Genomic DNA, 13725 nt, shown 5'->3' on the forward strand with positions numbered 1-13725 from the left:
ATACGAATCTCAATTTCTATCGTACATTTGTTGCCAACTGTTCAGGCGTTCTTTCATCATGATGCGGCAGACCTCAGGTTCGAGGATTTCCGCATCAGGTCCATATTTAGACACCCATGCGAGAATCTCCTCAACATCACTTAATATGGCTTCAAATAACAGGCTGCCTTCCGGTTCTATGGTTAAGATGGGGCGTATAAAGAATTGCTCCTGCATCACACGCTCCACAGCATGGGGTGAAAATCGAATTTTGAACACAGTCCACTCCGTACTCCCCTCGTATGCCCAAGGAATGCGGAAGTGCGATTGTATGAGATAATCCTCTTTGCGAAACGTGCGTGGCAATATCCGTATCCGCTGCAACCGACTCACCTGAAATATTCGTATTTTCTCCGACAGGTGGCAATACGCTAACAGCTCAAATCTGTAATCACGAGGGATAAGACAGTAAGGATCTAAGCGTACGATCCCTTTTTTACCTTGAGACAGATATTCCCCTTCAATGGTGTTCTGTGAAATGCCGGCCTGAAGCAAGGTAATTAGGGATTGATTCTGGGGATCGTTTCTCTCATTTTGCCATATAGGCAATCCCAGTTTAAACAAGCTATTAATTTGCTCCGACCGTTCCACTCGTTCTGTTTTGTTTTTCTGACTCGCAGCAACCACTTTCTCATAAGCGCTCTCAAAAGCAGGTTTCAGCAAAGGACGAATATTCTCCATAACTTCAGCAAGATGCATGAAAGCTTGAGCTTCTTCATCAGACCAATTTAGCGGATACATGGCAAAATGGCTGATAAACATGTACCCTTGCCCGTGTCCCATATTGGCGATCGGGATATGCATTGCACTGAGGGCCTCCATGTCGCGGTATATCGTCCTTTCCGTCGTCTCGCACCGCTCAGCAAGCTCACGTGCCAGAATGCCCGGCTTGGCCTGTACCAGCGTTATAATGCGCATTAATCGGATTAGTCGGTCTGTCATTTTGCCGGACCCTCCACGATGTTGTTTCAATAAATTTGATACAACTCCATCCATTGTTTAATATGATATTGATACATACATTCGACCTTCTCCTAAACTTCACCTTCAAATATGTAGACTCTCTCTATACCGTTACCATCTGAAATCAACCCTATTCCCCTAGTATCTTTTTTTCACGGTCATGATATCCGGTTGTAAACGTGATCCCATAGTGATAACGCAGCTTTTCAACGATCTCGGCTTCTGCGTAATAGTCCAAATCCTGCTTCCGCGCAGCTTCGATTAACAGCGCATCTGCATGACGACGCAACATATTGCTTCCCTCTTGAACCCGGCCTCTTTCATAGGCGCGCAGGGCTTGTTTGATCAGGGGCACGGTTTCACTTAATTTGATCGTCTTCTCCACCTTGGGATCTTCCGGCTGGCGCAACATGCCCAGATGACTGGTGTACTGAATATACAACTGTTCTCTGCGTAACAATACGCGTTGACTTTGCTTCAACTTTCTTGTGCTCCAATAGGCTGAACATACGGCAGCTTTTCCTGATACACGGGGTCCCATGACGAATTCAAGCAAAATTTGTTTGCTTTCCCCCTTGTACATATCGCCAAGCCTTAGTAACCAGCCAATATCCGTTTCTTTGGAACGACATCCATAAATGCCTTTTAGCTGTACTCCAAATTCCGGTTTGAGCAAAAGTTCCAAATCTCTTGATACAATTTTGGGTGCTATTTTCCTAAGTCTTTTGGCAGGGGCACCGTTACGCCACTCTACCATCATATATACGGGGTCGGCTCCCCCTGTCGGTATGGCCTCTTTATTCCACGAATAAGATACTTCAAAGACTGAGTTCACTGGTAGTCTCTCCCCCGATTTATGTGTATTATCTTCTAAGTTATCAGGGTGAATGGACACTATATTGTCACGGAACACATGTTCGCATTAAATTTTTCCAATATATTAGTTTTACATCCCTAAATCCGTCTCAATACGACAATAAACGACGAAAAAGCCTGGCGCTATGCCAAGCTTTTCAATCACTTATCTATGACAAGTCCCAAATTAAACAGTAGGATGATCGTTTCCCATTTTGTGTAAATATCGTGCGTTATCTGCTTCGGTTACCGGAGCATAGGTGACACTGTCAATGACCAGCTTACGTCCCACTGGCTCTCCGTTAACAGTGATCATAATGGTTTTGGTTGATGTGTTCTGATCTGCTGTATACATATGTTTCTACTCCTTCATGTTCACGATCTTATATTCAATCGGATATATTGGTATCTTTCATTAAATTGCGTATTTGTGAATAGCATGCACCCGGAACTGAAGTAAAAGATCTGTTAAAACGGTCCGGTGTGCTTGCCTATCGTACTATTACCCCACAGATTTATAAGCTAAACAGCTCTTACGACAAATAATTTTAAATATTTCGGGTAATAAAACGATATCATCTTGAACCCATCGTCCCGATTTTGACGTATAATGTAAGAGCCGTATTTCAACAATAGACGACGAATTCGGCGATCGACATATCTAACCGAAGAAAGAGGTGTTAACGATGCCAAAATCCACTCAGGGTTATTTCATTCGGGTGTTATTCATAACATGCATTCTATTTACCGTTTCAATAGCATCCACAGTAAGTGCAGCCAGTGCCAATATTTTCACTGATATATATAGCGGATGGGAGCGAGTCTCCGAACTGCCCGGAGAAGTGAACGCTCTGCAGGAAAGTTACAAGCAAACGATGGAGCAACTAAATCAAACGTCTGCCCAATTGGGACAAGCCCAGGCCAATGTCGAAGCATTCAAGACCCAGAACGAACAACTGCTGGCTCAGAACCAGAAACTTACTGAAATGGTAAGTAAACTGCAGGATGACCAGAATGCCAAAGCGGCTGCCAGCAAACGAATTCAGACGATGATTATCACTGTCGTTTCACTCATATTGGGTTATTTTATTCTGATTCGTGTGATGCGTTGGGGAATGCGTCGCCGTTCGGGCCGAGTATAAAAGAACAGGAGCAACTGCATGAACATACACCTGAACAATGCTGAAGCAGGCGGAGCTGGACAAGTTGTTACGTTCTCACTGATTCAAGATGACCGCCTTCATATTTTGCATCCGCAGCAGATTGTCGCCTTCCGCGGTCCGAGTGGTAGCCGCAATGATAAATTCATGAATATCACGGGCATATATCGCAAAAAAAAGCTGATTAAATCCGAAATCACCGGACCTTGCCAATTTGTGGCCGCCCTGCCTCCCGGATTCACCATGAAGGAAGTGGAGCTCACGGAGGATAGTGATCTGCTCTATGACTTCCGCCACCTGTTCTTCTACTCTGATGGTGTAACCATGCATACCAAAATTCTGAAAATCAAAAACATGCTGATCACCCGCGATGCAGTAAAAATGAAATTTTCCGGCAAAGGAAAAATCGGATTGCTCACCCAGGGTCAGGTCTGCCAGCAGGAACTACACCCAACTGCCCCGCTTTATGTGGATGCTGGTAGCATAATTGCCTATCCCGAAAATGCACATCTGGAACTCACGGTATATGGTAACAACCTTGCCAGTCAGCATATGAATTATCATTGGAAGATGACAGGACATGGCTCGGTACTCTTCCAAGCTGGGCGGGAGAATCATCGACTGGAACAGGATCTCAACGATGAGGGATTGTTCAAACGAATCCTGAAAGAAGTGATTCCTTTCGGCAATGTACTGATCAAATAAGCTGTTATAGGATGAAGTCACCCGATTAGCTGCCACTATGCTCCAGTGGGGTGGTCACCACGCGGTTTCATGTTATAATGGATCAGACAATTGAAGAAGAAAATCCATGCCTAGGGCATGGGAGAGGTTCGCGAACTCCCTCTATAAGACTTGACCATGCGATGGTCAGTATAAGTCTTGCGTACACGTTAGCAGTCACAATGCAATCATGTACGTAAAAAACTAAGGACACTTACTCATGGCGGCTTTTTTGAAGCGGTTATTGGGAAGGTGTGTTTTTTGATGGATGTTAGTTCATGAACTTCTCTGTTCTTCCGACACTCTATGCATACGTGCATGGTTTGATCTCAAGAAGATGGAGAGGTTTTTTTATGTTGAACGAAGAAAAAGCAGTCGTTGTATTTAGCGGCGGTCAGGACAGTACAACTTGTCTATTCTGGGCCAAACAACAGTTTGCCGAAGTCGAGGTCGTTACGTTCGATTATGGTCAGCGCCACAAGCTGGAGATTGAGTGTGCAGCAGACATTGCTCGCGATCTGGGCGTACAGCAAACGGTTCTGGATATGAGCCTGTTAAACCAACTTGCACCCAATGCGCTCACTCGCACGGATGTAGAAATTACCCATGAAGAAGGCGAACTGCCGAGCACATTTGTAGATGGACGGAATCTGCTGTTCCTCAGTTTTGCAGCCATTATGGCAAAGCAAAAAGGAGCACGTCACCTGGTTACAGGTGTATGCGAGACGGATTTCAGCGGATACCCGGATTGCCGGGATTCATTTGTGAAGTCGATGAATGTGACGCTTAACCTGTCGATGGACTATCCATTTGTCATTCACACGCCGCTCATGTGGCTGGACAAAGCCCAAACGTGGAAGATGGCGGATGATCTCGGTGCCTTTGATTATGTACGCGAGCGTACCCTGACCTGCTATAACGGTGTGATTGGCGATGGGTGCGGAGAATGCCCTGCCTGCAAACTGCGCAAAGCCGGACTGGATCGCTATGTGCAACAGCGTACTGCTGCTGAATCTGCGGGAGTGGATGTGCGATGAGAGAGCCTGGAACGTTCCGTATTGTTGAGCGATTGCAGCGAATTGACGAGGACATCCTGCCTACACAACTGAGATATCATCGCAAGCGTGTAATGGTCAGCAAAGAATTTACCTTTGACGCGGCACATCATCTGCATTGTTACGAAGGTAAGTGCAAGAACCTGCACGGTCATACGTATAAAGTTATTTTTGGCATCAGCGGTTATCCGGGTGAAACCGGGCTGACGGTTGATTTTGGACATATCAAAGATATTTGGAAAACTCAGATTGAGGGGTATTTGGATCATCAGTACCTTAACGAGACGCTTCCTTTAATGAATACAACGGCGGAAAATATGGTTGTTTGGCTGTTCGAACAGATGGAACATGCGTTGCAAACGGAGCCCTATGCCGGGCTGACAGACGGTGGGCGGACAGAGTTTGTCCGACTCTTCGAGACACCAACCAGTTACGCTGAGGCGAGACGGGAGTGGATGATCGATGAGTAGTATTGTAGAACAGAGACAGTCGCGCGAACGCAACCAAGAGGCTCGTATCCCTGTGATGGAGATTTTTGGCCCGACGGTTCAAGGCGAAGGCATGGTGATCGGTCAAAAAACGATGTTTGTTCGCACCGCGGGCTGCGATTATCGCTGCTCCTGGTGCGACTCGGCCTTTACCTGGGACGGCAGTGGCAAGGACCAGATTCGGATGATTACGCCGGAGGACGTATGGGAAGAATTGCGCCGCGTTGGCGGCACGCGTTTCTCCCATGTCACCATCTCCGGTGGTAACCCCGCCCTGCTCGCTTCGCTGGGCGGATTGGTTGCCCTGCTGCGGGAGAACGGCATCCGCACCGCGGTGGAGACGCAAGGCTCCCGCTGGCAGCCTTGGCTGGCAGACATTGACGAAGTCACGGTCTCGCCCAAGCCACCTAGCTCCGGCATGGACACCGATTGGGCCGTGCTGGATGATCTGATCGAACGGCTGGCCGCTGGCCCGGTAGAACGAAGTCATAGTCTGAAGATCGTGATCTTCGATGAGACAGACTTGGACTATGCCCGCCGTGTGCATGCACGGTATCCGGGCACGGATTTATTTTTACAAACCGGTAACCCGGATGTGACTTCCGCCGATACGCCAGATCTGGCGTCCTCGTTGCTTGCTCGTTATGAGTGGCTGATTGACCAAGTCAGTGCTGCCGATGACCTGAACAATGTTCGTGTGCTTCCACAGCTTCATACGTTGGTATGGGGCAACAAACGAGGCGTCTAATGGGCAGTATGGGTGGAGACAATAAGAGAGTTAAACAGGCAGAATTGCCTATTCATATATACCGTGAGGCTTCGGGCTTTGACGGAAACAAGGAGCGTTTACGAACCGATGAGACAACCTGATGAAATGCAAGATGTGACGTTGCTGGGCAACCAGAACGTAAAATATACGTTTGAATATGATCCGGGAATCCTGGAGAACTTTGATAACAAACATCCGTACCGTGATTATTTTGTAAAATTCAACTGCCCGGAGTTCACTAGCCTTTGCCCGATTACGGGTCAGCCGGACTTTGCAACGATCTATATCAGCTACATTCCGGATGTGAAAATGGTGGAGAGCAAATCACTCAAGCTGTACTTGTTCAGCTTCCGCAACCATGGTGATTTCCACGAGGATTGTGTGAATATCATCATGAACGATCTGATCAAGCTGATGGACCCGCGCTACATCGAAGTATGGGGCAAATTTACACCGCGTGGCGGCATTTCCATTGACCCTTATACAAACTATGGTAAGCCGGGAACGAAGTACGAACAGATGGCCGACCAGCGTATGATGAATCATGATATGTATCCAGAGACGATTGATAATCGTTAAACTGGTGTGTAAATCAAATCTGCTATAAATAAAATCAAATTATAGGACACAGAAAAGCCGAACTCTTCAAACCTGAAGAAGTCCGGCTTTTTCTTTGTTTAGTATAATCCTGTAGAACCTCAGTCTCTCGATACAATGGGATCGCAGTGCATTTAAGTAGACTGATCTTCCTTTAGTTTTTTGATTTTTCTGATGTAATGTCTCAACATCAGCACACCTATCGATTGAAATATGATAAATATGACGATGGCAGCAGATAGAGATTTCGGTGCAACATATATAGCCTGAAACGTTATTACAGTCATATATACAATGGTCATCACCAGCTCACGTTTCGCAGAAGCATAAGGTGATAGCGATTTCATATCCATCCCTCCTCTGGCCTTCTTACACATAAATATGGATCTTCTTACAGTAGATGCTAAAGCAATACGTTTCTGTTGTAAATGTACGTTTTCTCTTGTTCCCCTTGTCGGTCCAATCAATCTATCCTATTATGTAACAATATGCTTAAACGCATAGATTACAACATCAGGCGCTGATCCCTCGTGACCGCGACCAAAGGAGAATTGTACATGTCTACGCAATCCACATTAACCAAGGACGCCGCCGCGCGTTCGAAAGCCCCACCCGGATCGGATGCCCAAAGCACCGTTTACCGGATACTCATTGCCATCAGTCTGGTTCATCTCTTCAATGATTCGATCCAGTCGGTCATTCCAGCCATTTTTCCGATTCTAAAAGATTCCATGCATCTCACGTATACTCAGATCGGATGGATTTCCTTTGCTATCAACTTTACCGCATCCATTATGCAGCCTGTCGTAGGCTGGTTTGCAGATAAAAAACCGACGCCTTCCATTCTGCCCATCGGTATGGGTTTTACGTTTACCGGCATGTTGCTGCTGGCCTTTGCTGACAGTTATATGGCTGTCCTGATCTCCGTTATCTTTGTCGGTCTGGGTTCGGCTGCTTTCCATCCAGAAGGCTCACGGGTATCACATATGGCTGCTGGTCAGCGCCGTGGGCTGGCACAATCCATCTTCCAAGTCGGTGGTAACGCTGGTCAATCCCTGGCTCCATTGCTTACACGTTGGATCTTTATCCCGTTTGGTCTGTTCGGAGCTATTGGATTTACAGGCATTGCTGCCATGGGAATTGCAGTTCAAATCTACATAGCCCGTTGGTATGGACGCATGCTGCAATCGGGAGGATACCTGCGTAGACAGGCTGCTGCCCGTCGTGCACCCAATCCAGCTTTGCGCAAGAAGATTACTGCCGCCATTACGATATTAATCTTGCTCGTCTTTGTTCGTTCTTGGTACATCGCTTCCATCGGCAGCTTCTATGCGTTTAATCTGAAAGATACTTTTGGATTGTCCACAGAGGACGCTCAGATCTATATCTTCTTGTTCCTGGCTGCCGGAGCACTTGGTACGTTCTTCGGAGGCCCACTGGCGGATCGATTCGGCAAACGCAACCTGATCTTCCTGTCCATGGCGGGAGCTGCTCCACTGGCGTTATTGTTGCCCTATGCGAATCTGTTCTGGACAGGTGTACTGCTAACCATTATTGGTTTTATCATGTTATCCAGCTTCTCGGTTACAGTAGTCTATGCACAAATGCTGATTCCAGGCAAAATCGGAACGGTCTCTGGACTGATCACTGGTCTGGCATTTGGTATGGGAGGTCTGGGCGCACTTGTACTGGGCAACTGGATTGATGTCTTCGGTGTATCACCGGTAATGCAGATGTGCAGCTTCCTGCCACTGCTCGGGATCTTCACGTTCCTGCTTCCATCCGATAAATTACTGAATATCTGGGCGAAAGAAAATGGTAGTGAAGAGTAACCTACATTTGCAAGCTGAATAAAAAGTTTAACCACTACAAAAAGGTTCCCGCCAACTCTGTATATACAGAACGGCAGGAACCTTTTTGTTATATTTGTTTTCTCGTATTTAGCTTTAGGCGCTCTATTCCACGTCACACATGACAACACTACCATTGTGTACACTGCGGGATGTTCAACACTCTCGTAAACAATATTATTGCGATCCAAAGATCATAGAAACCCTGTTTGTTTAGTTTGTAAAATTTATCTCTTTCATTTAAGTTCTTCTGTACATTATTTCAAACGCTGAAGGATCAGCCGTTTTTTGTACAGCATTTTACCTGCTTCAGCTACATCCCGAATTGTATTTTTGTTGCTCACTGAACCAAACACCATGCCGGCAATCGGAACGAGTTGGAACAGTTTCTTCCAGCCAAAGGATTCACTGTAGGAATTAAAAACTTCACGCCAGCCCTGCATTTGCGATACCACTTCAATAGGTTTGTCCGGGTCGTCGTAAGCCGCCAGTTCTTCAATGATCGCTTTCTTGCCTACAATATCGGCGGAAGAGAATTGCAGACATTTGACAATAAAGATACGCTCCAGCGGTTCATCCGGATCATACCCGTAACATAGTGCCATCTCCTGCAGAACCTTCAGGGAAAGTCCCATCACCATCGGAATATCTGCTGCAATCGTTACAATACCACCAAAACCTGTAGCTGCTCCCTGAGCGGCGGCAAACTTCGTTCGACTCTCAGTAATGTTATCAGCCACCTGGTCCAGCACCTGAAGTGGCAGATTCTCTACACTATGAATCTTGGCTGTGCCCTCAGCTTCTGCTTCCTGCTCCAGATGATCGGTCGTATTTATCATGGAATAACCGGACTTCTCAGCTTCCTCTTGCAGCAATTTGGCTACTTTTTTCTTCTGTACGAGAAATTTGCCCCCATTCTGCACATACTGACCGACGTCGTTCAGGGAATCTCCGATCTTCTGTTTTAGCGCTTTAGGCATCACTTTATCCAACATCGCAAAGGGCAAACGCCCGATTTTATCCCAAATAAACAAGTCCTTCTGTTGTTTCTCCCATTTCAAAATCTGTTCGAGTTCCTGGTCCAATGTTTCGCGTGAATCCATATATGATCCTCCTAATAGGTTGTGTATCGCAATCTGTATCTTTCTCATACGCAGAAATCATCGTTGTGGTTGCTTTGTTTTATATCCAAGACATCGATACGTAGACCACTCTTCCTTATCGTTCACATACGGAAGAGCCCTTAATCAGCATCACTCGCTAACTAAGGGCTCTCGTATTTATGGTTTCACTACCTCTTATTTTGCTTCTGCTACTGCTTTTCCATCTGGAACCGGAACACCGAAATCAGGTGTGCCATCTTCACGCCAGCGAATCACTTGAGCACGGGCGTGACGGTTCGGATCATACAAGGGATCGCCCTCGATATCTTTGTAATTACGCGCATGATAAATCAGAATATCGGTCTTGCCATCCGGTGACACCGTAAAGCTGTTATGGCCCGGACCGTATTGGCCGTTCGCTTCACAAGTCTGGAATACCGGCTTGGGTGATTTCACCCAGCTAGCCGGATCAAGCAAGTCGGCATTTTCATCTGCGGTGAGCAGACCCATACAATAGTTGTAATCGGTCGCGCTGGCCGAGTAGCCGATAAACAACCGCCCATTCCGATGCATCACGGCTGCTCCTTCATTGACCTTAAAGCCGATGATCTCCCAATCATACTCTGGCGTAGAGATCATGACCTGTTCGCCGCGTAGCGTCCATGGGTTTTCCATTTCGGAAATGTACAGGTTCGAGTTGCCCACAATATCGGGATCTTTCTGCGCCCAGACCAGATAGCGGATTCCCTTATGTTCAAAGGTCGTTGCATCCAGCGCGAATGATTCCCACCGGGTGTAAATCTGTCCTTTCTCTACCCACTCTCCTTCGAGTGGATTCGCAGAATCGTTCTCCAGAACATACATCCGATGATCGAACAGGCCTTCTTTGGTCTCACTGGTGTGAGCCGCAGCGTAGTGTATATACCATTTGCCATCGATAAAATGAATCTCCGGTGCCCAGATGTTGGCACTCATCGGCCCTGTGTCACGCTTCGTCCAAGCCGTTACCGGCTCCGCATTTCTCAACTCTTCCAAAGTCTTTGCTCGCCGGATCTCAATCCGGTCAAAAGCTGGTACGGATGCGGAGAAGTAATAGTAACCGTCCGTATGACGGTACACCCACGGATCAGCACGCTGCTCCAGAATGGGATTAGTAAAGGTAATGGAATCAGTCATGGGAATGCTCCCCTTTCAAATGTATGTGATGGCTCGGAGTTAGGGATGTAACGCATACGTGAAAAGAAAAGGCAAGACATGGTGCACAGCGGACGTTCGGGGGTGGCAGGGCCTTGGTGCTCTCTTGTCCTCCGATTTCTTTTATCACCGCCCCTGGCGGTTGAAATCGGATGCCAAACTCGCTCCTGCGGCCCCTTCCTCCCCCTCACTGCTTGTGCACCTTGGCGCAGCAGCTCGCTCTTTTCGCGCTCGCTGGGTTACAACCTCACTTCGAGCCTTTTTGGTGGCTCGGTCTTATGGGGTTGACCGCTTCGCAGGGTCAACTCTCCCCATATTTAGTACATGATTGGCCTTAAACTTAGGCCAGCATAAATGCATCTTGAGTGTCTAAAGGCAGCAATACCTTGCCGTTATCGCACCTTAACAGGACAGCTTTGTGGTGCACAGCGGACGTTCAGAGGTGGCAAGGCCTTGGTGCTCTCTTGTCCTCTGATTTCTCTTTCCACCGCTCCTGGCGGTTGAAATCGGATGCCAAACTCGCTCCTGCAGCTCCTTCCTCCCCCTCACTGCTTGTGCACCTTGGCGCAGCAGCTCGGCTCTTTTCGCGCTCGCTGCTCGCTCCCTTACTCCTCAGCTTCGCTAATTTGCTTGCCCCAGACCGCGATACCGCGGTCATTAAGGCCTGTCACTACGAGCGCAGACTGGCTTCGCTCCCAGTCCCAGGACGGGAGCAGCTTCAGCTCTTCTGTGGAAGCTCCGCCCCATGGGCTTTCTTTCCACTTCAGTGTCAATGTTTGTTTACCATCAAACGTCCAGGTTCCTGAACCGTTTTCGCTTTGAATTTTACCGTTGCCCGTTAGGGTATATGGCACGGCCTGAATCTGCCCGTCCACGGACGGATCAAGCGCCATGCCTTCCCACTCCCCGGCAATCATGGACTTCGGAATGTCCTGTGCAGTCTCACCGGCGTAACGCTCCGGTGAGACAACAGGCCAGCCGTCCTTGGTCCATAACATTTTGCGTACATGAAGATACGGCCAGTGTTTATCCGTCTCGCCCCTTGCATGATGCACGATGTAATAATCGTCTCCGTCCTTCAGAACGGAGTTATGTCCGGGCGCAACCCAGCCCTCGCCTTCTGTGAAGCGATAACCGCCGAGAATTTTGGTGCCGATCTCATATTGCGGCAGATGCTCCGTATCCAGCATGTTATTGCCGTTTATGTCCGTGTACGGTCCTGTGATTGAATCAGCACGCGCAACCCGCACGTTATAGTCCTCAAATAAGGAGTCATATGAGACGAACAGGTAATACTTTTTGAACTCCGGGTTATACACAATGTATGGACCTTCGACTGCACCTTCTTCGGTAGCACGATCCCGAGCGGCAATGCGGGTACCATAACCCTCGTCCTTGAATTTCCCGGTGTCCGGATCGAGTGGCGCAATATAGATTCCGTCAAAAAAAGAACCGTATACCATCCACGAATTGCCCTCGGCATCCACAATGGGATTGGCATCAATCGCATTCAGTTTGTCTTGTTCATTTGCGGAAGTTTGCACAACCAGCCCTTCGTCTGTCCAAGGACCTTCCGGAGACGAGGATGTCTGCAATCCAATCGCCGATTGAGTGCTGCCAAAAGTAGAAGCCGAATAATACATCCGATAGGTATCGCCAGCCTGGATCACATCCGGTGCCCATAGATTAAGAGCACCTGTCCAGTCCAACGCTTCTTTTGGGATACCCGGCAGAGCCTGGCCCACCCATGTCCAGTGGATCAGATCATCGGATTTACGTACCATGACGCCAGGTTTGGGCTCTCCCGCTACGCGAACGTCCGTGGAATACACGTAGTAACCCTGGTCTGTTTTGATAATCGCCGGATCATGTGCATTGTTAACCGTCCAGCGAGATTCATCATCCAGAATAGAATTGTCGTACAGTACCGTATCTTGGGGAGCATCCGGAAATACGGGACGTGAATTCGCATCTCCTCCCCCATCTCCTGAGCAACCCGTAGCCCCGATAAGCAGTAACAGCATGGAAGCAACAACCCCTCTCTTCGAAAATGTCCACCCTCGGAAGTTATTCCGCTGATTCATCCCTTCACTCCCGAAATGGCAACCGATTCAATAATCTGTTTCTGGAAGATCAGGAAGATGATTAATACCGGTAACAGAGCCACAATCGACGCTGCCATAATAAGTGGATAATCCGTCTGGATTGCATACGTGGCATTGAAGTTCGCTATAACCAGCTGCAGCGTCTGCTTCTCCGGTGAATTCAGATAGATAATCGGTGCGAGATAATCGTTCCAGATCCCCATAAACCACAGAATTAACTGTGCAGCAACGGCAGGTTTAATCAATGGGAACGTGATACTGGAATAGAGCCGGAAATAGGAACTTCCATCAATTTTGGCTGCTTCAATAATGGCATCTGGCACACTAAGCAGATATTGCCGGAGGAAGAAGATCATAATCACATTACCGAACAACCCCGGTACAATAAGCGGCAATAATGTATCTGTCCACCCAAGCTTTGAGAACATCATGAATTGTGGAATCATGACTGTTGGATATGGAATCATCATGGAAGCAAGCAAAGCAAGAAACAGTTTGTTTTTATGTGGAAACCTCAATTTGGCAAAAGCAAACGCAGCGATACTGGATGTAAACGTACCCACGATCGTTACACTCACCGCGATAATGAGGCTGTTTTTGATCCCGCTGAGCAGCGGGCCTGCTTCCCAAATTTCCTTATACTTATCAAATTGGAACACTTCAGGGATCCACACAGGTGGAAGCGCGAATACATCCTGCTTCTCCTTCAATGAAGTGGATAGCATCCAGATCAGTGGTGCAACCATCGCAATAGCGCCGATCGCGAGTACGATAAAAATGATCGTGTTCGTTAAATTCCTTTTTTGACTGTAAGACATCTCCGA

15 protein-coding genes are annotated in these 13725 nt (G+C 47.6%); 7 read left to right on the top strand and 8 right to left on the bottom strand.

Annotation, left to right across the window (positions count from 1 at the left end):
• Positions 1-9: 9 nt before the first annotated feature.
• From AC4G47_RS24120 to AC4G47_RS24130, 3 genes are all read right to left on the bottom strand, one after another.
• Complete coding sequence (locus tag AC4G47_RS24120) at positions 10-981, bottom strand: helix-turn-helix transcriptional regulator (RefSeq protein WP_491103088.1); 972 nt, start codon at positions 979-981, stop codon at positions 10-12.
• A gap of 151 nt (positions 982-1132) precedes the next feature.
• The gene (locus AC4G47_RS24125) at positions 1133-1837 is read right to left on the bottom strand and encodes a hypothetical protein (protein WP_458125624.1); all 705 of its coding nucleotides are present in this window, start codon (positions 1835-1837) and stop codon (positions 1133-1135) included.
• A gap of 207 nt (positions 1838-2044) precedes the next feature.
• Complete coding sequence (locus AC4G47_RS24130; protein ID WP_491103089.1) at positions 2045-2212, bottom strand: hypothetical protein; 168 nt, start codon at positions 2210-2212, stop codon at positions 2045-2047.
• Positions 2213-2543: 331 nt separating this feature from the next.
• Between AC4G47_RS24130 and AC4G47_RS24135 the strand changes: the two genes are divergently transcribed.
• The 6 genes from AC4G47_RS24135 (at position 2544) to queF (ending at position 6631) form a co-directional block, all read left to right on the top strand.
• On the top strand, positions 2544-2999 hold the full coding sequence (locus AC4G47_RS24135) for a hypothetical protein (RefSeq protein ID WP_491103091.1): 456 nt from the start codon (positions 2544-2546) through the stop codon (positions 2997-2999).
• A gap of 18 nt (positions 3000-3017) precedes the next feature.
• Positions 3018-3722, top strand: a complete 705-nt coding sequence (locus tag AC4G47_RS24140) for an AIM24 family protein (RefSeq protein ID WP_458125621.1) — start codon at positions 3018-3020, stop codon at positions 3720-3722.
• Between the two features lie 374 nt (positions 3723-4096).
• Positions 4097-4777, top strand: a complete 681-nt coding sequence (gene queC, locus AC4G47_RS24145) for a 7-cyano-7-deazaguanine synthase QueC (RefSeq protein WP_491106779.1) — start codon at positions 4097-4099, stop codon at positions 4775-4777.
• Positions 4774-5265 carry a 6-carboxytetrahydropterin synthase QueD gene (gene queD, locus AC4G47_RS24150; RefSeq protein ID WP_491103092.1) on the top strand — a complete coding sequence of 164 codons (492 nt, stop codon included), beginning with the start codon at positions 4774-4776 and terminating at the stop codon, positions 5263-5265. Before queC ends, queD begins: the two co-directional genes overlap by 4 nt.
• Positions 5258-6031, top strand: a complete 774-nt coding sequence (gene queE / locus AC4G47_RS24155; RefSeq protein ID WP_491103093.1) for a 7-carboxy-7-deazaguanine synthase QueE — start codon at positions 5258-5260, stop codon at positions 6029-6031. Before queD ends, queE begins: the two co-directional genes overlap by 8 nt.
• 108 nt (positions 6032-6139) lie before the next feature.
• Positions 6140-6631: a preQ(1) synthase gene (gene queF / locus AC4G47_RS24160; RefSeq protein WP_491103094.1), complete on the top strand. Its 492-nt coding sequence runs from the start codon at positions 6140-6142 to the stop codon at positions 6629-6631.
• A gap of 152 nt (positions 6632-6783) precedes the next feature.
• Here queF and AC4G47_RS24165 read toward each other — a convergent pair whose 3' ends face one another.
• A complete protein-coding gene (locus AC4G47_RS24165) occupies positions 6784-6996 on the bottom strand; it encodes a hypothetical protein (protein WP_491103095.1) in 213 nt (70 codons plus the stop codon).
• Between the two features lie 210 nt (positions 6997-7206).
• Here AC4G47_RS24165 and AC4G47_RS24170 point away from each other — a divergent pair, with 210 nt between their 5' ends.
• Positions 7207-8481, top strand: a complete 1275-nt coding sequence (locus AC4G47_RS24170; protein WP_124117101.1) for an MFS transporter — start codon at positions 7207-7209, stop codon at positions 8479-8481.
• Between the two features lie 275 nt (positions 8482-8756).
• On the opposite strand, the gene AC4G47_RS24175 is transcribed toward AC4G47_RS24170, so the two are convergent.
• The 4 genes from AC4G47_RS24175 to AC4G47_RS24190 all read right to left on the bottom strand — a co-directional run bounded on the left by AC4G47_RS24175 (position 8757) and on the right by AC4G47_RS24190 (position 13719).
• A complete protein-coding gene (locus tag AC4G47_RS24175; RefSeq protein WP_491103097.1) occupies positions 8757-9602 on the bottom strand; it encodes an EcsC family protein in 846 nt (281 codons plus the stop codon).
• 195 nt (positions 9603-9797) lie between these two features.
• Positions 9798-10778 carry a glycoside hydrolase family 43 protein gene (locus AC4G47_RS24180; RefSeq protein ID WP_458125618.1) on the bottom strand — a complete coding sequence of 327 codons (981 nt, stop codon included), beginning with the start codon at positions 10776-10778 and terminating at the stop codon, positions 9798-9800.
• Between the two features lie 623 nt (positions 10779-11401).
• Positions 11402-12880, bottom strand: coding sequence for an arabinan endo-1,5-alpha-L-arabinosidase (locus AC4G47_RS24185; RefSeq protein ID WP_491103098.1), 1479 nt, complete (start codon positions 12878-12880; stop codon positions 11402-11404).
• The gene (locus AC4G47_RS24190; RefSeq protein ID WP_491103099.1) at positions 12877-13719 is read right to left on the bottom strand and encodes a carbohydrate ABC transporter permease; all 843 of its coding nucleotides are present in this window, start codon (positions 13717-13719) and stop codon (positions 12877-12879) included. Before AC4G47_RS24190 ends, AC4G47_RS24185 begins: the two co-directional genes overlap by 4 nt.
• Between the last annotated feature and the right edge of the window lie 6 nt (positions 13720-13725).

This window comes from Paenibacillus sp. Negev47 (assembly GCF_058313655.1).

Coding starts and splice junctions, on each gene's coding strand:
- AC4G47_RS24120 (WP_491103088.1), bottom strand. CDS start 981: ATGACAGACCGACTAATCCGATTAATGCGCATTATAACGCTGGTACAG.
- AC4G47_RS24130 (WP_491103089.1), bottom strand. CDS start 2,212: ATGTATACAGCAGATCAGAACACATCAACCAAAACCATTATGATCACT.
- AC4G47_RS24135 (WP_491103091.1), top strand. CDS start 2,544: ATGCCAAAATCCACTCAGGGTTATTTCATTCGGGTGTTATTCATAACA.
- AC4G47_RS24140 (WP_458125621.1), top strand. CDS start 3,018: ATGAACATACACCTGAACAATGCTGAAGCAGGCGGAGCTGGACAAGTT.
- queD (WP_491103092.1), top strand. CDS start 4,774: ATGAGAGAGCCTGGAACGTTCCGTATTGTTGAGCGATTGCAGCGAATT.
- queE (WP_491103093.1), top strand. CDS start 5,258: ATGAGTAGTATTGTAGAACAGAGACAGTCGCGCGAACGCAACCAAGAG.
- queF (WP_491103094.1), top strand. CDS start 6,140: ATGAGACAACCTGATGAAATGCAAGATGTGACGTTGCTGGGCAACCAG.
- AC4G47_RS24165 (WP_491103095.1), bottom strand. CDS start 6,996: ATGAAATCGCTATCACCTTATGCTTCTGCGAAACGTGAGCTGGTGATG.
- AC4G47_RS24170 (WP_124117101.1), top strand. CDS start 7,207: ATGTCTACGCAATCCACATTAACCAAGGACGCCGCCGCGCGTTCGAAA.
- AC4G47_RS24175 (WP_491103097.1), bottom strand. CDS start 9,602: ATGGATTCACGCGAAACATTGGACCAGGAACTCGAACAGATTTTGAAA.
- AC4G47_RS24180 (WP_458125618.1), bottom strand. CDS start 10,778: ATGACTGATTCCATTACCTTTACTAATCCCATTCTGGAGCAGCGTGCT.
- AC4G47_RS24185 (WP_491103098.1), bottom strand. CDS start 12,880: ATGAATCAGCGGAATAACTTCCGAGGGTGGACATTTTCGAAGAGAGGG.
- AC4G47_RS24190 (WP_491103099.1), bottom strand. CDS start 13,719: ATGTCTTACAGTCAAAAAAGGAATTTAACGAACACGATCATTTTTATC.